General features: G+C 64.9%; 18 protein-coding genes and 2 pseudogenes. 5 read left to right on the forward strand and 15 right to left on the reverse strand.

Translation table 11 applies throughout. The features are described 5' to 3' along the window. Positions 1-64: 64 nt before the first annotated feature. The 4 genes and pseudogenes from IB232_RS04775 to IB232_RS23875 all read right to left on the reverse strand — a co-directional run. A complete protein-coding gene (locus IB232_RS04775; RefSeq protein WP_192397407.1) occupies positions 65-1039 on the reverse strand; it encodes a diguanylate cyclase in 975 nt (324 codons plus the stop codon). Positions 1040-1085: 46 nt separating this feature from the next. Continuing rightward, positions 1086-1499 carry an alternative ribosome rescue aminoacyl-tRNA hydrolase ArfB gene (gene arfB, locus IB232_RS04780; RefSeq protein ID WP_192397408.1) on the reverse strand — a complete coding sequence of 138 codons (414 nt, stop codon included), beginning with the start codon at positions 1497-1499 and terminating at the stop codon, positions 1086-1088. Positions 1500-1556: 57 nt separating this feature from the next. After that, positions 1557-1925, reverse strand: coding sequence for a thioesterase family protein (locus IB232_RS04785; protein ID WP_318652243.1), 369 nt, complete (start codon positions 1923-1925; stop codon positions 1557-1559). Then, positions 1864-2151 (reverse strand): annotated as a pseudogene (locus IB232_RS23875) (thioesterase family protein); the annotation flags it as partial. The pseudogene IB232_RS23875 and the gene IB232_RS04785, both read right to left, overlap by 62 nt. Between IB232_RS23875 and IB232_RS04790 the strand changes: the two are divergent. Then, positions 2051-3055: a GlxA family transcriptional regulator gene (locus tag IB232_RS04790; protein WP_192397410.1), complete on the forward strand. Its 1005-nt coding sequence runs from the start codon at positions 2051-2053 to the stop codon at positions 3053-3055. The pseudogene IB232_RS23875 and the gene IB232_RS04790 sit on opposite strands and share 101 nt — an antisense overlap. 36 nt (positions 3056-3091) lie before the next feature. On the opposite strand, the gene IB232_RS04795 is transcribed toward IB232_RS04790, so the two are convergent. The 4 genes from IB232_RS04795 to edd all read right to left on the reverse strand — a co-directional run bounded on the left by IB232_RS04795 (position 3092) and on the right by edd (position 6640). After that, positions 3092-3514, reverse strand: coding sequence for a VOC family protein (locus IB232_RS04795; protein ID WP_192397411.1), 423 nt, complete (start codon positions 3512-3514; stop codon positions 3092-3094). Between the two features lie 10 nt (positions 3515-3524). Beyond that, complete coding sequence (locus tag IB232_RS04800; RefSeq protein WP_192397412.1) at positions 3525-3947, reverse strand: YciI family protein; 423 nt, start codon at positions 3945-3947, stop codon at positions 3525-3527. 159 nt (positions 3948-4106) lie between these two features. After that, complete coding sequence (pgl, locus tag IB232_RS04805) at positions 4107-4820, reverse strand: 6-phosphogluconolactonase (protein WP_192397413.1); 714 nt, start codon at positions 4818-4820, stop codon at positions 4107-4109. Continuing rightward, positions 4817-6640: a phosphogluconate dehydratase gene (gene edd, locus IB232_RS04810; protein WP_192397414.1), complete on the reverse strand. Its 1824-nt coding sequence runs from the start codon at positions 6638-6640 to the stop codon at positions 4817-4819. The genes pgl and edd overlap by 4 nt, the downstream gene beginning before the upstream one ends. A 138-nt stretch (positions 6641-6778) precedes the next feature. On the opposite strand from edd, the gene IB232_RS04815 reads away from it, so the two are divergent. From IB232_RS04815 to IB232_RS23885, 3 genes and pseudogenes are all read left to right on the forward strand, one after another. Continuing rightward, on the forward strand, positions 6779-7822 hold the full coding sequence (locus IB232_RS04815) for a metal-dependent hydrolase (RefSeq protein ID WP_192397415.1): 1044 nt from the start codon (positions 6779-6781) through the stop codon (positions 7820-7822). Positions 7823-7883: 61 nt separating this feature from the next. Continuing rightward, positions 7884-8633, forward strand: a pseudogene (locus IB232_RS23880) (HAMP domain-containing protein); the annotation flags it as partial. Positions 8634-8777: 144 nt separating this feature from the next. After that, the gene (locus IB232_RS23885) at positions 8778-9491 is read left to right on the forward strand and encodes a methyl-accepting chemotaxis protein (RefSeq protein WP_412547713.1); all 714 of its coding nucleotides are present in this window, start codon (positions 8778-8780) and stop codon (positions 9489-9491) included. A gap of 173 nt (positions 9492-9664) precedes the next feature. Here IB232_RS23885 and IB232_RS04825 read toward each other — a convergent pair whose 3' ends face one another. The 3 genes from IB232_RS04825 to IB232_RS04835 all read right to left on the reverse strand — a co-directional run bounded on the left by IB232_RS04825 (position 9665) and on the right by IB232_RS04835 (position 15990). Continuing rightward, entirely contained in the window at positions 9665-11068 is a 1404-nt protein-coding gene (locus IB232_RS04825; protein WP_412547709.1) for an amino acid permease, read from the reverse strand. 319 nt (positions 11069-11387) lie between these two features. Further along, complete coding sequence (locus IB232_RS04830; RefSeq protein WP_192397417.1) at positions 11388-12440, reverse strand: Glu/Leu/Phe/Val family dehydrogenase; 1053 nt, start codon at positions 12438-12440, stop codon at positions 11388-11390. An 82-nt stretch (positions 12441-12522) separates the two neighbouring features. Continuing rightward, positions 12523-15990: an indolepyruvate ferredoxin oxidoreductase family protein gene (locus IB232_RS04835; protein ID WP_192397418.1), complete on the reverse strand. Its 3468-nt coding sequence runs from the start codon at positions 15988-15990 to the stop codon at positions 12523-12525. Positions 15991-16188: 198 nt separating this feature from the next. On the opposite strand from IB232_RS04835, the gene IB232_RS04840 reads away from it, so the two are divergent. Then, complete coding sequence (locus IB232_RS04840) at positions 16189-16656, forward strand: Lrp/AsnC family transcriptional regulator (protein WP_192397419.1); 468 nt, start codon at positions 16189-16191, stop codon at positions 16654-16656. 53 nt (positions 16657-16709) lie between these two features. On the opposite strand, the gene IB232_RS04845 is transcribed toward IB232_RS04840, so the two are convergent. From IB232_RS04845 to IB232_RS04860, 4 genes are all read right to left on the reverse strand, one after another. Then, the gene (locus IB232_RS04845) at positions 16710-18254 is read right to left on the reverse strand and encodes a DUF4365 domain-containing protein (RefSeq protein WP_192397420.1); all 1545 of its coding nucleotides are present in this window, start codon (positions 18252-18254) and stop codon (positions 16710-16712) included. 866 nt (positions 18255-19120) lie between these two features. Continuing rightward, positions 19121-19783 (reverse strand): maleylacetoacetate isomerase, encoded by a 663-nt coding sequence (gene maiA / locus IB232_RS04850; protein WP_192397421.1) that lies wholly within the window; start codon positions 19781-19783, stop codon positions 19121-19123. Then, positions 19773-20756 (reverse strand): fumarylacetoacetate hydrolase family protein, encoded by a 984-nt coding sequence (locus IB232_RS04855; protein ID WP_192397422.1) that lies wholly within the window; start codon positions 20754-20756, stop codon positions 19773-19775. The genes maiA and IB232_RS04855 overlap by 11 nt, the downstream gene beginning before the upstream one ends. Before the next feature lie 74 nt (positions 20757-20830). Continuing rightward, a complete protein-coding gene (locus tag IB232_RS04860; RefSeq protein WP_192397423.1) occupies positions 20831-21967 on the reverse strand; it encodes a homogentisate 1,2-dioxygenase in 1137 nt (378 codons plus the stop codon). Positions 21968-21969: the final 2 nt, after the last annotated feature.

The following is a 21969-nucleotide window of genomic DNA, read 5'->3' on the forward strand; positions in this document are numbered from 1 at the left end:
GAGCCGCCTGCCCTCCCGGATTGCATCCGGGCTACGCAGAGCGCTGCCTGGAAGCAACCGAGTCTCAGGCCTGGCAGGCGCCCGTCTCGCCACTCCCACAATGCCCGTGCAGCAGGCGATCACGGCCCTGCTGCTTGGCCTGGTAAAGCAGACGGTCCACCGCCTCGATAAAGGCCAGCGGCGTGTCGTGGGGCTCGGGAATGATGGTGCCGACGCCCAGGCTGACCGTGACCAGCTGCGCCACGTTGGACTGCTCGTGGGCGATCTGCTCCTTGCGGACCAGCTTGCGGCAGCGCTCGGCGATCTTCTTCGCCGATTCGCCATCAGTCTCCGGCAGCACCAGTACGAACTCCTCGCCGCCGAAGCGCGCCACGCAGTCGCGCGGCCGCGCCGCGGCGCCCTGCAGGGCCTGGCCGATGCGCTTGAGGCAGTCGTCGCCACGGATATGCCCGTAGTGGTCGTTGAACTGCTTGAAGAAGTCGATATCCAGCAGGATCAGCGATAGAGGCCGGCGCGTGCGCTGGGCGTTGCCCCATTCGATGTCGAGGATCGAGTCGAACATGCGCCGGTTGTTGATGCCGGTCAGGCCATCCTTGTAGGAGTACTCCTCCAGCTGCTTCTGCAGGGCCAGCAGCTGCTCCTCGGTCTTCTTGCGCTCGCTGATGTCGAACATGAAGCCAACCAGCGCCTCGGTCTCGCCGTTGGCGTCACGCATCACATGCACCACATCGCGAATCCACACGTAGTCGCCGTCCTTGGTCAGCGCCCGGTAGTCGGCCTCGTGATCTATCCCGCACTGGGACTGGGCGATGCAGAAGTTGACCACCCGCTCGCGGTCTTCCTCGTGGATGCGCTCGGCCCAGTCGTTGGCGCTGATCCAGCTCTGCTGGGTCCAACCCAGCAGCGCCTCGATCTGCGGGCCGATGTAGGCGAAGGTCATGCTCTTCCAGTCGATCTTCCAGGGGATGGCCTTGGTCGACTCGAGCAGGGTCTTGTAGACGGCGTGGTCGTCCGGCTGGGGCTGGATGGGATCGAGCATGGCGGCATTTCCGAGGGCAATAGCGCAGAAACTATGCCGGTTTGCCTCAGTAGTCCACCTTGCCGCGGCCAGCCTTGATCGCCCCGCGCTTGCTCTTGCCTTCCAGGCGACGCTTCTTCGAGCCCAGGGTCGGCTTGGTCGGGCGGCGCGCCTTCTCGGTCTTGCCGGCACTGCGGATCAGCTCGGCCAGGCGCTCCAGGGCGTCGGCACGGTTCTGTTCCTGGGTGCGGTACTGCTGGGCCTTGATGATCACCACGCCGCCTTCGGTGATGCGGCTGTCGCGCAGCTCCAGCAGGCGTTCCTTGTAGAACGGCGGCAGGGACGAGGCCTGGCTATCGAAGCGCAGGTGCACGGCGCTGGAGACCTTGTTGACGTTCTGCCCGCCGGCACCCTGGGCGCGGATGGCGGTTAGCTCGACTTCGTCGTCAGGCAAGTGGACGCTGTTGGATATCACCAGCATGGATGGGGCCAAAACGGCTTAGGGGCGCTCAGGATAACCCGGCGCCCCGGCGCATGCTTACAGCCAGCGGAAATCCTCGGTGCGCTCGGCGGCTTCCATAGCCGCCTTGAGCCCGGGCGGCGGCGCGGTGACCTTGCGCGTTTCCAGGCTGAACCAGGCGGCGCTGGTGACCACCCGCGCGCACAGCTCGCCCTTGGGATTGAGCACCTCGTTGACCATGGTGAACTTGGCGCCGTCCTCGGTCAGCGCGCTGACCTTCATGCCCACGCTGAAGTGCTGCAGCAGGCGCAGCTCCTTGCGATACTCGACGCGATCCTCGAACACCACCGGGCCCATGCGTGCCTCGGCGAAGGCCTTGGGGGGTGAAGCCGGCCTCGGCCAGGAACAGGAAGCGCGCCTGGGCGGCGTAGTCCAGGTAGCGGGAATTCTTCAAGTGGGCATTGGAGTCCAGGTCGGCCCAGGTCACCTGGAAATCGAAGGCAGTCATCGCGGCGCTCCTCATGGTTGATGAGATCATGCTAGGCGCAGCGGCAAGCAGGCGTGAGGGACAAATGGGACATACAAGCGGGGCAAACGGGACATCCGCGGTACGCACCGCCATCCTGTGCCTGGACAACACCCTGGCCAGCACCGTGTTCGGCCCGCTGGACATCCTCAGCCAGGCCGGCCAGCTGTGGAACGCCCTGTGTCGGCGCAACCCGGAGCCGACCTTCGAGGTACACCTGGTCTCACTGGACGGTGCGCCGGTGCGCAGCCTCAACGGCCCGCCGATTACGGTTGAAGGCGCGCTGAGCGACGGCGACTGGCAACTGGTGCTGCTCTCCGCCGCGCATGTGGCGCCCTCAGCCGCCGACAACAGTGCGCTGTCCGCCGCTCTGCGCCAGCAGTATCAGCGCGGCGCGGTACTGGCGAGCATCTGTACCGGCGCCTTCGCCCTGGCCGAAGCCGGTCTGCTCGATGGCCGCGAGGCCACCACCCACTGGGGCTTCGTCGAGCTGTTCCGTCGCCGCTTCCCCCAGGTGGTGCTGCAACCGGAGCTACTTGTGACCCACAGCGAGCGGCTGTTCTGTTCCGGCGGTTTCCATGCCTACCAGGACCTGTGCCTGCGCCTGATCGAGCACTTCTGCGACTTCGAACGCGCCGAGCAGACTGCCCGCGCCCTGGTGCTGCAGGGCGAGCGCCCGTCGCAGCTGCCATACAAGCGCTTCGACCTGCACAAGCAGCATCAGGACGCGGCGATCCGCAAGGTGCAAGAACATATCGAGGCGCACTATGCCCAGGCCCTGGGCAACGCCAAGCTGGCCGAGCTCGCCCACTTGAGCGAGCGCCAGTTCAAGCGGCGCTTCCAGGCGGCCGTGGGGGAAACCGCGCCGCAATACTTGCAGCGGGTACGGGTGGAGATGGCCAAGCAGGAGCTGCACAGCTCCCGCGAGCCGGTGGAGCGCATCGCCGACCGCGTCGGCTACAGCGACGCGGCCTTCTTCCGCCAGGTGTTCCGCCGCCACACCGGGCTGATCCCGCTGGACTACCGGCGCAAGATGCAGCGCAGCGCCTGATACATCAGCCCAGGTCGATCAGCCCCTCGTGGCGCCTCAGGCCGGCACCTGACAATCACCGGAGAAGTTGATCATCCATGGCACGCCGAAGCGGTCGGTGAGCATGGCGAAGCCCTCGGCCCAGAAGGTCTTCTGCAGCTCCATCTGCACCGAGCCCTGGGCCGACAGTTCGCGGTACAGGCGCTCGGCATGCGCCATGTCGTCGGCCTGGATCGAGATGTGGCAGCCCTTGATGCCGTCATAGGGGTCGCCCGGCATGGTGTCCGAACCCATCAGCAACTGGCCGTCGCGATTGAGGCTGGCGTGCATGGTGCGGCCCAGGTGTTCCGGGGCCACATCGGCGCAGGCCGGGCTGCCCTCGAAGGGCATGATCAGCAGCTCGCCGCCCAGTACCTCGGCGTAGAAGCGGAAGGCATCGGCGCACTGGCCGTCGAAAATCAGGTAGGCGTGAATGTTCATCTGGATCTCCTTATTCGGCGGCCATCCGGGCGCGCAGGCGTTCTTCCTGCTCGCGCAGCTCCGGGGTGAATTCCTCGCCGAAGTCCTCGGCCGAGAATATCTGGCGGATCTCGATCTCGCTGTCGCCCGGCATCGGGTTGGGGCAGCGCTTGACCCACTCGATGCACTCATGCAGCGAAGCCACCTCCCACAGCCAGAAGCCGGCGATCAGCTCCTTGGTCTCGGCGAACGGACCGTCGATCACACTGCGGTTGGCCCCCGAGAAGCGCACGCGCGCGCCCTTGCTGCTCGGGTGCAGGCCCTCGCCGGCCTTCATCACGCCGGCCGCCACCAGTTCCTCGTTGTACTTGCCCATGGCCGCCAGCAGTTCCTCGCTGGGCATCACACCGGCTTCCGAATCGGCAGTGGCCTTGACTATCACCATGAAACGCATCGTCCTTCTCCTCGTCTTGGTGGGTAACGCCGGCATGGCGCCCCTAGCTGGATCGCGAACCCTCACGGCGGGTTCTGTCCTCTAGTCGAGCGGCATTTCGGCAATTCGACAGCCCGCTGAAAATTTTTTCAGAGGCCGGTAGTTCGGCTGTAATCCGGGCTACGGACTCCAGTGCACCTGCAGCGGCGGGCGCAGTAGCGCCCGGATCGGCAGCGCCTCCGCCGAACCAGGCTGCAGGGCGAGCTCAAGCGTAGCCAGCTTGGTCGATCCCTGGATGGTCAACAGCTGCAGATGTGCGCCAGTCAACGCTGGCAGGGTCAGGCTGAGGCGCTGGTGTGGCGCGCCCGGCGCCTGCATCGCCAGCACCCGTTGCGGGCAAGCCGGGTCAAGCGCCGCAGGCAGATTGGCGCTGGCGGGAAACAGCGAGGCCGTGTGGCCGTCGTCGCCCATGCCCAGCACCAGCACATCGATAGGTGGCAGCCCGGCCACGGACTGCTCGGCCAGACGCGCGGCCTCGTCCAGATTCTCCGCCGGGTGGTACAGGCCAAGCATGGTCGCCTGGGACGCTGGCCCCTGCAGCAGGTGGCGCCGCACCAGCGCCTCGTTGCTGTCGGCATGGCTAGGCGGCACCCAGCGCTCGTCGGCCAGGCTCACCTGGACCTTGCCCCAGGGCAGCTCCTGGCGCGCCAGGCATTCGAAGAAAGGCACCGGGCTGCGCCCGCCGGAGACCACCAGCAGCGCCCGGCCCCGCTCACTCACCGCTCCACGCAACGCCTCGGCCACCTGTAGCGCCAGAGCCTCGGCCATCTGCGCCGGCGTCTCGTACTGGTAGCCCGGCACGCCGAGCGGCATCCGCAGCGAGGCCAGGCTCATCGCAAGGCGCTCAGGCTGGCGGTGAAGGCGCTGGCACCCTGCTCCGCCGGGCTGAAGGCGGCGCGCATGAAGGCGAATAGCTCGCGGCCGCAGCCGATTTCCGCCGGTGGCGGCGCGGCCAGCTCGCGGGCTTCCCATTCGGCTGCATCGACCAGCACCTGCAGTTCGCCGCTGCGGCCGTCGATGCGGATGCGGTCGCCGTCGCGCACCTTGGCCAGCGGGCCACCGTCGAAGGCCTCGGGGCAGATATGGATGGCCGCCGGCACCTTGCCGGAAGCGCCGGACATGCGCCCGTCGGTGACCAGCGCCACCTTGTACCCGCGATCCTGCAGCACGCCGAGGAACGGCGTGAGCTTGTGCAGCTCGGGCATGCCGTTGCAGCGCGGGCCCTGGAAGCGCACCACGGCGACGACGTCGCAATCCAGCTGGCCGGCCTGGAAGGCGTCGGCCAGTTGCTGCTGGTCATGGAACACCCGCGCCGGCGCCTCGATCACATGGCGTTCCGGCGCCACTGCGGAGAGTTTCATCACCCCGCGCCCCAGGTTGCCCTGCAGCAGACTGAGGCCGCCCTCGGCGGAGAACGGCTGCGCCACCGGGCGGAGGATGCTGGTGTCCAGGCTGACCGCGGCACCTTCGCGCCAGACCAGGCGCTCGCCGTCGAGGAACGGCTCCTGGGTGTAGCGCCGCAGACCGCGACCGGCCACGGTGGCGACATCCTCGTGCAGCAGGCCGGCGTCGAGCAGCTCGCGGATCAGCACGGCGGTGCCGCCGGCGGCGTGGAAGTGATTGATGTCGGCCTTGCCGTTGGGATAAACGTGGGCCAGGGTCGGCACCACCTCGGACAGCTCGGCCATGTCCTGCCAGGTCAGCTGGATGCCGGCCGCCTGAGCGATGGCCGGCAGGTGCAGGGTGTGGTTGGTCGAGCCGCCGGTGGCGTGCAGCGCCACCACCGAGTTGATCAGCGCACGCTCGTCGATGATCTCGCCGAGCGGCAGGAACTGCCCGCCCTGGCGGGTCAGGCGCACCACCTGCTGCGCCGCCTCGCGGGTCAGGGCATCGCGCAGCGGCGTGTTTGGGTTGACGAAGGAGGCGCCGGGCAGGTGCAGGCCCATGATCTCCATCAGCATCTGGTTGGTGTTGGCGGTGCCGTAGAAGGTGCAGGTGCCGGGACTGTGGTAGGCGGCCATTTCCGAGGCGAGCAGCTCGTCGCGGGTCGCCTTGCCCTCGGCGTAGCGCTCGCGCACCTCGGCCTTCTCCTTGTTGGACAGGCCCGAGGGCATCGGCCCGGCCGGCACGAAGATGGTCGGCAGATGGCCGAAGCGCAGCGCGCCGATCAGCAGGCCGGGGACGATCTTGTCGCATACGCCCAGGCACAGGGCGGCATCGAACATGTTGTGCGACAGCGCCACGGCGGTGGACATGGCGATGGTCTCGCGGCTGGCGATGCCGATCTCCATGCCCGGCTCGCCCTGGGTCACGCCATCGCACATGGCCGGCACGCCTCCGGCCACCTGGCCGACCGAGCCGACTTCGTGCAGCGCCGCCTTGATCCGCTGAGGGTAATCCTCATAGGGCTGATGCGCCGAGAGCATGTCGTTGTAGGCGGTGACGATGGCCACGTTGGCCGCATCCGGCAGGCGCAGGGTCTGCTTGTCCGCGCCGCTGCAGCCGGCCACGCCGTGGGCAAAGTTGGCGCACTGCAGCTTGCCGCGCTGCGGGCCCTGGTCGGCGGCCGCGGCGATCATCGCCAGGTAGCGCCGGCGGGTAGCGCGGCTGCGCTCGATCAGGCGCTCGGTGACTTCGAGGACGCGCGGATGCATGGGCAGGACTCCTGGGGGCTTTGCAATACCGACACTGTAACCCCGCCTGCAGTTGAAATCTTTCGTCGGAATTTCCCGGCTGCCTCTCGCCGCGCCCGGCGCTAAGTTAGCCGCCTGGTTTTCCTTGCGAGAAGGCTCATGGACTCGATCACCCAGGCGGTACTCGGCGCCAGCATCCAGGGTGCCTTGCTCGGCCGCTGGCAGGGCCGCCGCGCCCTGCTCTACGGCGCCATGCTCGGCACCCTGCCCGACCTCGACGTGATCATCGACTACGGCGATGCCGTGGCCGACATGACCTACCACCGCGGTTTCAGCCACTCGCTGCTGGTGCTGAGCATCCTCGCCGTGCTGTTCACCGCCCTCGCCCGCTGGCTCAGGCCCAACCCGGCCTATTCGACGCGCCGGCTGTTCCTCGCCATCTGGCTGGCGCTGATCACCCATCCGCTGCTGGACGCCTTCACCAGCTATGGCACCCAGCTGTTCTGGCCGTTGCAGACACCGCCGGTGGCCTGGTCCTCGGTGTTCATCATCGATCCGCTGTATACCGTGCCGCTGCTGGTGGCGGTGATCGTCGGCCTGGTGCGTGGCCTGCGTGACAAGCCACAGTGGCTGGCAATCACCGCCCTGGGCCTGTCCAGCGTTTATCTGGCCAGCACCCTGGCCGGCAAGTGGATGGCCGAGCAGCGGGTGCAGGACGTACTGGCCGAGCGCGGCATCCAGGCCGACACCCTGTTCAGCACGCCGACGCCATTCAACAGCCTGCTGTGGCGGGTCACCGTGGTCGACGGCAGTGACTACCACGAGGCGCTGGTGAGCTGGTTCGACGACCGCCCGCCCCGGCTCGAACGCATCCCGCGCGGCGCGCAGCTGGCTGAGCTGCTGGAGAGTTCGCCGCAGCACCAGCGCCTGCAGTGGTTCACCCACGGCGTGCTGCGCTACGACCGGATCGGCAACGAGCTGATCGTCACCGACCTGCGCCTGGGCATGACCGGCTACCACCCGTTCCGCTTCATCTTCGCCGAGCACCGGGGCGGCCGCTGGCGACCTCTGCCGGTGGTGGATCGTCTGCCGTTCAACCGTGGCGAGCCCGAGCGCCTGCTGGTGCTCTGGCGCAGAATCTGGGACCAGGCCGAGCCAGTGGAACTACTGAGCTGGGCCAGCGCTCTGCAAGGAAAACCCTGAGCACGTCGGCCGCTGTCCCTGGACTAGGCTTGACGGAAAGCCGGCAGTGGGAGACAGCAGCATGAACATCCGCCAGAAAATGATCGCCTGCGGCGCCATCAGCGTGGTCGCCGCCGCCCTGCTCGGCGGCGTCGGTTACTGGGGGCAGATGCGCCTGGCCGAGGTGATCGCCAGCAGCGAGCTGAGCGTCAGCGCCCTGCGCAACCACCTGGAAGGCGACATGATGCACGACGCCCTGCGCGCCGACGTGCTCGCCGCCTTCTACGCCCCGCCCGGCGACACGGCCGCCGCCGACCAGGTACGCGCCGACCTGCGCGAACACAGCCAGTGGTTCCAGCGCACCATGGCGGCCAACGCCGAGCTGCCCCTGAGCGAGGAGATCCGCCACGCCATCGGCCAGTCGCAGCCGGCGCTCAATGCCTATATCGCCCAGGCCGAACGCATTGTCGGCCTGGCCCTGCAGGACCCGCAGGCGGCGCGCGCCGAGATGCCGGCCTTCGAGCAGAGCTTTGGCGAACTGGAGGAGAAGAACGAGGCGCTCAGCGAGCTGATCGAGCAGCACGCCAGCCAGGTGCGTACCGATAGCAGCGCGGCCACCGAAACAGCGGCGTGGCTGCTGATCGCCGGCATCCTGCTGGTGTGCCTGCTGCTCGGCCTGCTCACCAGTCATCTGATGAAGATCGTGCTGCGCCCGCTGGGCAAGACCATCGCCGTGGCCCGCGCCATCGCCCAGGGCAATCTGCGCAGCAGCATCCAGATCGAGAGCGACGACGAGGCCGGCCAGCTGCAGCAGTCCCTGGCCGACATGCAGAACTACCTGCGGAAGATGATCGAGACCATCCGCCGCGAGAGCGAGCAACTGCAGAGCACCGCGCAGCACCTGAGCGGCGCCTCGCAGAGCATCGTGCACAGCTCGCGCGAGGAGTCGGAAAACGCCACCAGCATGGCCGCGGCCATGGAGCAGATGATCCAGAACATCGCGCAGATCGCTGACCACGCACGCAACGCCCAGGACATCTCGTCCCAGTCCGAGCAGTTGGCCAGTAGCGGCGGCCAGGTGATTCTCGGCGTGGTGGACGGCATGAGCCGCATCTCCGAGGCGGTCAACGAGTCGTCCAACACCATCACCGCCCTGGGCCAGTCATCCGAGGAGATCCACTCGATCATCCAGGTGATCAACAGCATTGCCGAACAGACCAACCTCCTGGCGCTGAACGCCGCCATCGAAGCGGCGCGGGCCGGCGAGGCCGGGCGCGGCTTCGCCGTGGTGGCCGACGAGGTGCGCAACCTGGCCGCGCGCACGGCGCAGTCGACCCAGGAGATCACCGGCATGATCGAGCGCATCCGCAACAGCACGGCCCAGGCGGTGAACAGCATGCAGGCCGGGGTGACGCGGGTGAACGACGGGGTCAACCTGGCGCGCCAGGCCGGCGAGTCGATCAGCGAGATTCGCGGCGGCGCCCAGCGCGCGGCCTCGGTGGTCGAGGAGATCTCCCACACCATCGGCGAGCAGAGCAAGGCGTCCAGCGAGGTAGCCCAGCGCGTCGAGCAGATCGCCCGTATGTCGCAGCAGAACAGCCAGACGGTGGGCGAACTGGCCGCCGCCGCCCAGCGCCTGGACAGCGTGGCGCGCAGCATGCAGAACTCGGTACTGCAGTTCCAGACCTGAACAGCGGGCCCTGACAACCACGCTACTGTAGGAGCGAGCTCTGCTCGCAAAGTTTCTATGCTGCTTGGTTCGCGAGCAGAGCTCGCTCCTACAAGTGCAGCCTATGTGCGCAGAGCGAAGACGCCCACCAAGAAAAAGCCCGGCCGAAGCCGGGCTTTTTCATGCCACCAGGATCAACCCTGAGTGGCGACGGGCGCCGAACCGGCCGCCAGCTTGATGCGGTAGCAGGCCCAGAGGAACAGCAGCCAGAACGGGATGGCGTACACCGAGACCTTGATGCCGGGGATCATCAGCATCACGCCGAGGATGAACAGCACGAAGGCCAGGCACAGGTAGTTGGCGAAGGGGAACCAGAAGGCCTTGAAGCTTGGCTGCACGCCCTTGGCGACCATGGCCTTGCGGAACTTCAGGTGGGCCAGGCTGATCATCGCCCAGTTGATCACCAGGGACGCCACCACCAGCGACATCAGCAGCTCCAGCGCGCTCTTGGGCGCCAGGTAGTTGACCAGCACGCAGAGCAGGGTCACCAGGGCCGACAGGCCGATGGCCAGCACCGGCACGCCACGGGAGTTGACCTTCATCAGCGCCTTCGGTGCATCGCCCTGCTCGGCCAGGCCGTAGAGCATGCGGCTGTTGCAGTACACGCCGCTGTTGTAGACCGACAGCGCCGCGGTGAGCACCACGAAGTTGAGGATGTGCGCAGCAGTGTCTTCGCCGATCAACGAGAAGATCTGCACGAAGGGGCTGCTGCCGTAGGAGTCGCCACCGGCGGTGAGGGTCTGCACCAGGCTGTCCCAGGGGTACAACGACAGCAGGATGGTCAGCGCGCCGATGTAGAAGATCAGGATACGCCAGACCACCTGGTTGATCGCCTTGGGGATCACGGTCTTCGGCTGGTCGGCCTCGGCGGCGGTGATACCCACCAGCTCCAGGCCGCCGAAGCTGAACATGATGATCGCCATCATCATCACCAGCCCGGACACCCCATTGGGGAAGAAGCCGCCGTGGCTCCACAGGTTGCTGACGCTGGCCTGCTCGCCGCCGGTGCCGCTGAGCAGCAGCCAGCCACCGAGCAGGATCATGCCGATGATCGCCACCACCTTGATGATGGCGAACCAGAACTCGGTCTCGCCGAAGGCCTTCACGTTGACCAGGTTGATCAGGTTGATCAGCACGAAGAACGCCGCCGCCGTGGTCCAGGTGGGAATGTCCGGGTACCAGTACTGCACGTACTTGCCCACCGCCGTGAGCTCGGCCATGCCCACCAGCACGTAGAGCACCCAGTAGTTCCAGCCGGACAGGAAGCCGGCGAACGGGCCCCAGTAGCTATGGGCGAAATGGCTGAAGGAGCCGGCGACCGGCTCCTCGACGATCATTTCGCCGAGCTGGCGCATGATCAGGAAGGCGATGAAGCCGCCTATCGCATAGCCCAGGATCATCGACGGCCCGGCGCTCTGCAGCACTCCGGCCGAGCCGAGGAACAGGCCGGTGCCGATGGCGCCGCCGAGGGCGATCAGCTGGATATGGCGATTCTTCAGGCCACGCTTGAGCGGGCCGGTGTGCAGCTGCTCGGACATCAGCGAGCGCTCCGCAGGGAAAGGCAAGGCATGGGATCACCTGTCTGTCGAAGTATGCCGCCGGGCTCGTGGTCCGGCGACAGGGGTCGTGGCTATTGGCCGTGGCCCGCAGGCCTTGGGCGCCGGGGCGCGGCGAGTATACACCCAGGGTCTGAGGGCGGCTTGCCAGTGCATGGCGCAAAACCTGCTGTGGGCCTGCGAGCTAGAGAAAAACAAGGCGAAAGCGGCTGAGGAAGCGGAGTTTACGAATAGTAAATGAGCATTCCGCAGTCGCTTTCAACGCAGTTTTTCCGACGCGCAGCAGGCCCACAGCAGGTTCTTAGCGGCCCAGGCGCTCGCGCGCCATTTGATCGGCAATGGCCGAGGTAGTGGCACCCTCGGCCTTGGAGCGCTGGAAGATCTCGTCCAGGGTCGCCTCGATGCCCTCGATATGCGTCTTCAACTGCTCGGCGCTGCCGCCGGTGCGCTCGTAGCACACGTCGATGATGCCGCCGGCGTTGATCGCGTAGTCCGGCGCGTACAGGCAGTCGCGACGGCGCAGCTGCTCGGCAAGTTCGGCGCTGGCCAACTGGTTGTTGGCGGCGCCGGCGATGATCGGCGCGCGCAGCGCCTCCAGGGTCTGCGGGTTGACGATGGCGCCCAGGGCGCAAGGGGCGAACACGTCCACGTCGAGACCGAAGATGTCGTGCTGGCCCACGGCGCGGGCGCCCAGCTGCTCCACGGCGCGACGCTGATTGGCCTCGAAGATGTCGGTCACCCACAGCTCGGCGCCGGCGTCCTTGAGGTGCCGGGCCAGGCTGAAGCCGACCTCGCCGACGCCCTGGATGGCCACGCGCAGGCCCTTGAGGTCGTCGCGGCCGAGGCGGTGACGCACCGCCGCGCGGATGCCGACGAACACCCCGTAGGCGGTGGATGGCGAGGGATTGCCGTCGCGACTGCCGCCATCGAAGGCCTCGCGCTGACCGGCGCCGGCCACGTGGCGGGTGCGCTGGGCCATGATCTGCATCTCGGCCACGCCGGTGCCCGAGTCGGCGGCGGTGATGTAGCGCCCGCCGAGCTTGTCGACGAAGTCGCCCATGGCCTGGAACAGCGCCTCGCTCTTGCCGCTGCGCGGGTCGCCGATGATCACCGCCTTGCCGCCGCCCAGCGGCAGGCGCGCCAGCGCGGACTTGTAGGTCATGCCGCGGGACAGGCGCAGCACGTCGCGCAGGGCCTCCTCGTCGCTGGCGTAGTTCCACATGCGGCAGCCGCCGAGGGCCGGGCCGAGAGTGGTGTCGTGCACGGCGATGATGGCCTTGAGGCCGCTGGCCGGGTCGTGGCCGAAGACCACCTGTTCGTGGTGGTCGAAGTCGATATGGGTGAAGACGGGCATGCTGTTTCCTCGATTCTCGGGATGTAAAAGGCCGCCCTCTCCCGCCAGGGGAAAGGGAGAGGACGGCAAGGGGTGACTGGGGTTAGGCGGCCGGTTCGAACAGCTGGACGGCGGCGATCTCGCTGACCAGCAGACGGGCCTTGAGCTGCTTGGCCTGCTCGCGAGCCTTGGCCAGGGCGTGTTCCTTGACGTGACCGTAGCCGCGGATCTGCTCCGGTAGCTCGGCCAGGGCCACTGCGGTGCGGTAGTTGTCCGGACGCTGCTCTTTCAGCAGCAGCTCGACCAGCTCCTCGTACTCGCCGATCAGCTCGCGCTCGACCTTGCGCTCGGCGCTGTGGCCGAACGGGTCGATCACACTGCCTCGCAGGAACTTGAAGCGCGCCAGCACGGCGAAGGCCTTGAGCATCCACGGCCCGAACGTGCGTTTGATCGGCGCACCAGTACGTGGATCGGGCTTGGCCAGCCAGCTCGGCGCCAGGTGGAACTGCAGGCGATAATCACCCTCGAACTGCGCATCCAGGCGTTGGCGGAAGGCCGGCTCGCTGTACAAGCGCGCCACCTCATACTCGTCCTTGTAGGCCAGCAGCTTGAAGTAGTAGCGCGCCACCGCGCGGCTCAGGGCCTGGTCGGCACCGCTGTCGGTCTGGCGCACACGGGTCACCAGGTCGAGGTAGCGCTGGGCGTAGGCGGCATCCTGGTAGGCGGTGAGGCGGGCCATACGGTCGGCGACTATCTCGTCGAAGCTCTCGCAGCGCGGCGCCTCGGGGTTCTTCGGCTTGGCCAGCTGCTCCACGGCGGCCAGGTCATGGGCCGCGCGACGGCCCCAGAGGAAGGCCTGCTGATTGAGCTTGATGGACACCCCGTTGAGCTCGATGGCCTTGTCGATGGCCTCGGCCGACACCGGCACCAGGCCCTTCTGATACGCGTACCCGAGCATGAACAGGTTGCTGGCGATGGTATCGCCGAGCAGCGCGGTGGCCAGGCGGGTGGCGTCGACGAAGTGGGTCTTGCCCTCGCCCACAGCCTCCACCAGTGCCTCGCGCATGGCCGCGCCGGGCACCTGGGCGTCCGGGTTGCGGGTGAACTCGGCGGTGGCTGCCTCGTGGCTGTTGACCACGGCGTTGGCGATCTTGTCGTTGAGCTTGGCCAGGGATTCCTCGCCGGCCGCCACCACCAGGTCGCAGGCCAGCAGCAGGTCGGTCTCGCCGGCGGCGATGCGCACGGCGTAGATGTCGTCCTGCTTGGCAGCGATGCGGATATGGCTGATCACCGGGCCGAACTTCTGCGCCAGGCCGGCCTGGTCGAGCACGGTGCAACCCTTGCCTTCCAGGTGCGCGGCCATGCCCAGCAGGGCGCCGACGGTGGTCACGCCGCTGCCGCCGACACCCGGCAGGAGGATGTTCCAGGGCCGCAATAGCTCCGGCTGGCGCGGCTCCGGCAGGGCCACGAACAGCGCCTTGGCGCCCAGTGCCTCGGGCTTGCGCAGGCCACCACCGTGCACGGTGACAAAGCTCGGGCAGAAGCCCTCGACGCAGGAGAAGTCCTTGTTGCAGGCGTTCTGGTCGATCTCGCGCTTGCGTCCCAGCTCGGTCTCCAGCGGCAGCACGGAGAGGCAGTTGGACTTCACGCTGCAATCGCCGCAACCCTCGCACACGGCCGGGTTGATGAAGGCCCGCTTGGCCGGGTCGACCAGCTTGCCGCGCTTGCGGCGGCGACGCTTCTCGGTAGCGCAGGTCTGGTCGTAGAGGATCACCGAGGTGCCCTTGATCTCGCGCAGCTCGCGCTGCACGGCGTCCAGTTCACGGCGATGGTGGAAGGTGACGATGGGCGCAAAGGTGGCGCGGGTCGGATATTTGTCCGGCTCGTCAGAAACCAGGGCGATGCGTTTCACGCCCTCGGCGTAGACCTGCTGGCTGAGCTGGTCGATGCGCAGCTCGCCGTCGATCGGCTGGCCACCGGTCATGGCCACCGCGTCGTTGTAGAGGATCTTGTAGGTGATGTTCACCCCGGAGGCCACGGCCGCGCGCAGGGCCAGTTGGCCGGAGTGGAAGTAGGTGCCGTCGCCCAGGTTCTGGAACACGTGCTGGGTGTCGGTGAACGGCGCCTGACCGATCCAGGTAGCGCCCTCGCCACCCATCTGGGTGAAGGTGTCGGTACGACGGTCCATCCACTGGGTCATGTAGTGGCAACCGATACCGCCAAGGGCGCGGCTGCCTTCCGGCAGCTGGGTGGAGCTGTTGTGCGGGCAGCCGGAGCAGAAGTGCGGGGTGCGCTTGGTGTCGTGCTTGGGTGCGGCCAGCGCGGCCTCTTTCGCCGCGAGGAAGGCCAGGCGCTCGTCGATGGTGGCGCTGGTGTAGATCGGCGCCAGGCGCTTGGCAATCACCCGCGCGATCATCGCCGGGGTCAGTTCGGCCAGGTTCGGCAGCAGGGAAACGCCCTCCTCGTCGAACTCGCCGACCACCCGTGGACGCTTGCCGACCGGCCAGTTGTACAGCTGGCCGGTGAGCTGGTCTTCGATGATGCTGCGCTTCTCCTCGACCACCAGGATCTCGTCCAGGCCCTCGGCGAACTGGTGCACGGATACCGGCTCCAGCGGCCAGCTCATGCCGACCTTGAGCACGCGCAGACCTACCTTGGCGCATAGCTCCTCGTCCAGGCCGAGATCATCGAGGGCCTGGCGCACATCGAGGTAGGACTTGCCGGTGGTGATGATGCCCAGGCGCGGGTTGGGCGAGTCGAGCTTGATCTGGTTAAGGTTGTTGGCCAGGGCGAAGGCCCGGGCGGCGTAGATCTTGAATTGGTTGAGGCGCTTTTCCTGGGCCAGAGGCGGGTCCGGCCAGCGGATGTGCACGCCGTCTTCCGGCAGCTGGAAGTCGGTCGGCAGCTTGATCTCGATGCGCAGCGGGTCTACGTCGACCACGGCCGAGGAGTCGACGTTCTCGGCGATGGTCTTCAGCGCCACCCAGCAACCGCTGTAGCGCGACAGCTCCCAGCCGATGATGCCGTAGTCGAGGATTTCCTGGACGTTGGCCGGGTTGAGCACCGGAATCGACGCGGCGATGAAGGCGTGCTCGCTCTGGTGCGCGATGGTCGAAGACTTGCAGCCGTGGTCGTCGCCGGCCAGCAGCAGCACGCCGCCCTTCTCGGCCACACCGGCCGAGTTGCCGTGCTTGAATACATCGCCGCAGCGGTCCACGCCCGGCCCCTTGCCGTACCACATGGCGAACACGCCGTCGTAGCGCGCGCCCGGGAACAGATTGGCCTGCTGGCTACCCCACACGGCAGTAGCGCCCAGCTCTTCGTTGACGCCGGGCTGGAAGTGGATGTGGTTTTCCTGGAGGAACTGCTTGGCCTCCCACAGGCTCTTGTCCAGGTTGCCCAGGGGTGAACCCCGGTATCCGGAGATGAAGCAGGCGGTGTTGAGACCAAAGGCGGTATCGCGCTGCTTCTGCAGCATCGGCAGGCGGGTCAGGGCCTGGGTACCGGTGAGGTACAGCTTACCTGTGGCTACACGGTACTTGTCGTCCAGGCGGATTTCGGCCAGAGACATGGTGCGCTCCTTTTATTCTTGTGTGAGCGGCGCGACCTTTCTTGGAGGTCGCCGATTAACCCTGCCACGGGATCACCGCAGCGGGTCGTATGACCAAGACTATGACCGAGGGGTTCTGGGATTTTCTTTCTTTTTTCGGGCTACAAGCGGGATACTGCGCATGAGTTATTCCGCCATGAGCAATAAAGAGAAAAAATCATGCAGGAAAATCTGAGCCCCATCGACCGGCGCATTCTTCGCCTGCTGCAGCACAACGCCGACCTCTCCGCCGCCGAGATCGCCGAGAAGGTGGAATTGTCGCAATCACCCTGCTGGCGACGCATCCACCGCATGCAGGAAGAAGGGCTGATCGAGCGCAAGGTCGCCCTGCTCAACCCGAAGAAGCTTGGCTTGGGCATCACCGTGTTCGTCGACATCAAGCTTTCGGCCCACGGCCGCAGCAATCTGGAAGAATTCGAGCAGGCGGTGGTCGGCTACCCCCAGGTGCTGGAGTGCCACACCATGGCCGGCGGCTCGGACTACCTGCTCAAGGTGGTGGCCAAGGACATCGCCGACTACGAACGCTTCCTGCGCGACCACCTGCTACAACGCCCGCATGTGCACGAGGCGCACTCGCATATTGCGATGAGCGAGGTGAAGAGGACTACGGAGTTGCCGTTGGATTGACTATGAAAACACTGGAGAGCTGTGAGTTTTTACAACTTCGCGGGGTGATCCAGTCAGGCGGATGATTCAGTAGAAAACCATGCCCCCTCCATCTCTTCGGAGTAGTCCTCAGCAAAAGAAAGCCATGCCTGCCCATGCGCCCCTGGAGTGATCAGCATATCTGCAGAGCCGGGAATACTTTCGACTCGAAAATCGACCAAATCAAATTGAACAGGAATCTTGCAAAGCTCCTGTTCAAACAACGTAAACACCAGCGTCTTAACCCCAGATAAAGATACCTTTTCGGCCGGAAGCATTTTCTTATGCGGCTCAAGCCTCATTGTTAACGAATTAGCGGCTTGCTGTTTATCGCCGCGTAAAAGCGAGAACGCAGTGTTTATATTGTTCAACTCTTCGCGCGATAATGAAAACTCAGCAGGAACGGAAATAGCAGAATCAGTAGCTCTAGCAATAAGATGAATTTTACCCAGCACATGCGCCAAATGCAGAAACTCCACCACAGGCTCTTGAAACTCCCTTGGAAGCGGTAGAAATATTCGCTGGCCTGAGAATTCCATCTCTATAGAAAATCCTTGGCGATTAAGCGCTTGTTCTGCCCACAAATGAAGATTACTTAAATAATCCGCACCCCTTATTGGCCCTTGAGACATCAGCAGTGTTCTAAAACTGATTTTTGCGCTAGGCGTAGAACTAAAATTCTCACCAACCAAAAAACGAATACAAACATCCAGAACACTAGGCTTTCTTTCATTCGTTACTGCAAACCCTTTCCACCCGGAGAATAGCTCAGCATCAATCACCAACTCTGCGGATGTAACCGCGCGCTTCCCCCCTGGAATGAGACAGATTTTTCCCGCAGTGAAATTTACAGGGTCCACAGTCAACTCGCCCTGACCAAACCCTCCTGAATAGCCATCAGGAATTGGTAGACCAGAGATATTAAATTGCTCAACTGCAAATTTTCCAGGCAAGCCGAAGTAAAAAACGTCTTTGAGTTTATTGATATTTTCCACATCTCGAACTGGCGTAAAGCTCAGCTCCGCCAGAAGACTTTCTGGAAAGTCAGACTCAGAATTCAAGCTCTCATTTTCTTGAGCAGCCACCCCCGAAAAACTGTGAAGAATTTCAGGAGGCTGGATCTGCGCCCTCTGATCAACCGAGCATAAAATCGGCTTTAAATACTTTTCAAATTGGACCCGATTATTAAGACACTGCCCTCTATCAAAATCGACGCTAACATAACCCTTACCCAAAAGCCTTGATTCATTCATGCAAGCCCATGCCTGAGCATGCAGCCAATAGACCTCACTATCAGAAGTTACCCGCACCAGAAAAACGGGAACAATAGATTCCGCATACTGGCGAAGCCTGCTCTTAGATACAGAGGCTCGAATTGCTCCTTTTTTCGTTGACTTCGCGGTACCCTTAACCTGAACTAAAAATCTGCCGCCTTTATAAACATCGTGGGATGGAGCAACAAAAAGATCATATCCAATGTCAACCTGATCACGCCCTACATTCCAACTCCACGAAACAAAAAGCTGCGCCACGGCCATCTCGGACAACACACCAGTTCTTTGTGTGAGCGGATAGTTCATTAAATAAAGCCAACCTGTGAAATACGTGCAACTACAATGATTTGTAGATAGTTTTACCAGACGCCAACAAAAAAAAGACAGCTTTATTTCCTAAACCACCGCACTGAGCGAGCCGTCCCTTTTCGCCCTTACGGCGAGTCACTTTCTCTTGTCTGGCCAAGAGAAAGTAACCAAAGAGAAGGCCACCCCGACATCCGGGTCTGGCCTGCGGCCAGACTTCCCTCCCTCCGGTGCCGCTCCGGGGGCCGGCTTGCAAGGGCCATCCATGGCCCTTCAAGCCTCTCGCCGCATCCATGCGGCTCGTCCCCCTGCGCAACACCTCCACTCGGCCTCCTGACGGGGACTCGGGCTCCGAGTTGCCTGATGGTTCCTCTAAGCACTGCGAGTCCGAACGGTGTTAGCAGGCTCGCCTTCGTAGGGTGGTCTCGCCGAAGGCAGCCCACCACACCGGAACGATGTACTGCTTACAGAAGTCGCACCAACCTTCAGGCAGCGCCAAACGCCCCTTCAGGAGGGTGAGCGGAATCGTTGTATAGAGGGGTGAGCCGCATGGATGCGGCGAAAGGCTTAAAGGGCCATGGATGGCCCTTGTAAGCCGACCCTCGGTGCAACGATGGAGCGAACGAACCCGGAGCGAAGCGTAGGGCCGGATGGCGGGGCAAGACCTTTTGGTTCCTTTTGGGGCGACTGCCAAAAGGGACCCGCCCAGCAGGGCGGAACCAATGCCTCAACAGATACGAAAATAGGTAGCGGCACGAACAAAAGAGGGTGGATAACGCTACGCGGTTATCCACCCTACAGGCAGGAACGTCAGGAGCAGCACATCTGCCCTCTCCCTAACCCTCTCCCGTAAACGGGAGAGGGGACTAGAGCACTGCGTCTGACTGGGCTTCGGGGGCAGCGGCCTTGAAGGCGTCCAACGCTTGGCACCGGTCTTCCATCTCCAGCAGTCTTGGGAAAGCATCCAGCGAACAGGCAAAACGCCGCGCGTTGTACAGCTGCGGAATCACGCAGGCCTCCAGATACCCCGGCCGGTTGCCCAGCGACAGGCCACCCTTGAGCCCACCCAACCCCTGCTCCACCGCCGCCAACCCCTTCCCCACCCAATGCCGATACCAGGTGTTCTTCGCCTCATCGTCGACGCCCAGCTCGGCGCTGAGGTACTGCAGCACGCGCAGGTTGTTTAGCGGATGGATATCGCAGGCGATATGCAGGGCCAAGGCACGTACCTGGGCGCGATGCACCGGGTCGGCTGGCAGCAGCGCCGGCACCGGGAATACTTCGTCCAGGTATTCGAGGATCGCCAGAGACTGGGCGATGCGCGCGCCGCCGTTGGCATCATCCACCAGCAGCGGCACCAGCTCCTGCGGGTTCAGCTCACGATACTCGGCCGCGTGCTGCTGGCCGCCATCCTTGACCAGATGCACCGACTCCTGGCGGTAGGCCAGGCCCTTGAGGTTGAGGGCGATGCGCACCCGGTAGGCGGCGCTGGAGCGCCAGTAGCCGTAGAGCGTCAGCTCACTGCTCATAGCGCTCCACCGCCTGGTCGATGGCGCCGAAAATGCTCTGGCCGGCGGCGTCGAACATCTCGATGCGCACCCGGTCGCCGAACTTGAGGAACGGCGTCTTGGCCTCGCCCTGCTCGATGATTTCCAGCATGCGTTTCTCGGCCAGGCAGCTGGAGCCGGCGCTGCGGTCGTAGTTGGACACGGTGCCGGAGCCGATTATGGTGCCGGCGCCCAGCGGGCGGGTCTTGGCGGCGTGGGCCACCAGGATCGGGAAGTTGAAGGTCATGTCCACGCCGGCGTTGGGCTGGCCGAACAGCGCGCCGTTGATATGCGAGACCAGCGGCCGGTGCACTTTGCCGTCCTTCCAGGTCTCGCCCAGTTCGTCCGGGGTCACCGCCACCGGCGAGAAGCTCGACGACGGTTTGCTCTGGTAGAAGCCGAAGCCCTTGGCCAGCTCGCCGGGGATCAGGTTGCGCAGCGAGACGTCGTTGACCAGCAGCAGCAGGCGGATATGTTCGCCGGCCTCGGCGGCCGTGGCGCCCATCGGCACGTCGTCGGTGATCACCGCGATCTCCGCTTCCAGGTCGATGCCCCAGGCCTCGTCGGCCATCTGGATCGGTGCATGCGGAGGGATGAAGCTGTCGGCGCCGCCCTGGTACATCAGCGGGTCGTGCCAGAAGGATTCCGGCATCTCCGCGCCGCGGGCCTTGCGCACCAGTTCGACATGATTGACGTAGGCGCTGCCATCCGCCCAGTGATAGGCGCGCGGCAACGGGCTGTGGCAATCGGCCTGGTCGAAGACGAAAGACTCGTCGATCAGCCCGTCGTTGAGGCGCTGGTAGACCGACTCCAGCAGCGGGCGCTTGACCTCCCAGTCGTCCAGCGCGGCCTGCAGGGTGGCGGCGATCTGCGGCACCTTCACGGCGCGGGTCAGGTCGCGGGAGACAACGATCAGCTCGCCGTCGCGGCCCAGGTTCAGTGATGCGAGTTTCATGCTTCAGCCTCATTAGGCGCGCCGTGCGCGCCAGGGAATTTGTTCAGTGCGTGCGGCCAGACGGCCACGCACTTTTACTTCAACCCCGGCGCACGCCAGGAGTTCACGTATTCGGGCACGTCCACGGCGGCGGCAACCTCGGCCACCTCAAGCGCGCGGCGGGTGTCGATCATCACCGCCACTTCCTCGGCGAAGGTGGCCGGGTCTTCCTGGGCCTTCTTCAGCGCCTTGGGGTGCGGGCCGTGGGGGAAGCCACAGGGGTGCAACGTCACCATCCCAGCCTCGATGTTGTCGCGGCTGAAGAAGTTGCCACGGTGGTAGAACAACACCTCGTCGTAGTCGTCGTTGTTGTGGAAGAACGGCACCTTGAGCGCGCCTGGGTCGCTCTCGACCGGACGCGGGGTGAAGGTGCAGACCACGAAGCCGTTGGCGACGAAGGTGGTGTGCGCCGACGGCGGCAGGTGGTAGCGATGGCTCATCAGCGGGCGGATATCGCGCCAGTTCAGGCGCACCACGGTGTTGTCGCCGTGCCAGCCCACCGCATCCAGCGGGTTGAACGGATAGGTCACGGTGCTGATCTGGTTGCGCCGCTTGATGCGGATCTGCCAGGTCTGCTCGTCCTGCTGGGCCTTGAAGGCGTCGTCGATATGCGGGTGGTCGAGCACCGCCGGGTCGAAGATCGCCTGCGGGCCGAGCAGGCCCTTGTCCGGCAGCTGGTAGGCGCCGTCGGTGTTCTCGATCAGCAGGAAGTGGCTGGGCGCAGTCGGTTCGATGCGCCAGGCGGTGCCACGCGGGATCAGCAGGTAGTCGCCGTCACGGTATTCCAGGTGGCCGAAGTCGCAGTAGAAGTGCCCGGCGCCGTCGTGCACGAACAGCAGCTCGTCGCCGTCGCTGTTGCGCACCAGGTGGCGCATGGCGCCGTGGGTCTTCCATACACGCAACTTCACGTCGGCGTTGTGCAGGGTCAGCGGCGCCTCCAGCGGGCAATCACGCTCGCTGGATATCTTGTTGAAGTTGAAGGCGTGCGGGCGCAGCGGCCCTTCCCAGTCGATCCAGCCGGTGGGCGGATGCTTGTGGTGCAGGTGGGTCACCGGACCGAAGAAGCCCTCGCGGCCCATCTCCCGCTCGTAGGTGCCGTCGGGGAAATCGCAGTGGGCCTGGCGCGAGTGCTCGCCCTCGCGCAGGGGGAAGCTGATCCATTTGCGGCTCATTG

It is taken from the genome of Pseudomonas sp. PDM15 (genome assembly GCF_014851565.1).
Taxonomy (GTDB): Bacteria; Pseudomonadota; Gammaproteobacteria; order Pseudomonadales; family Pseudomonadaceae; genus Aquipseudomonas.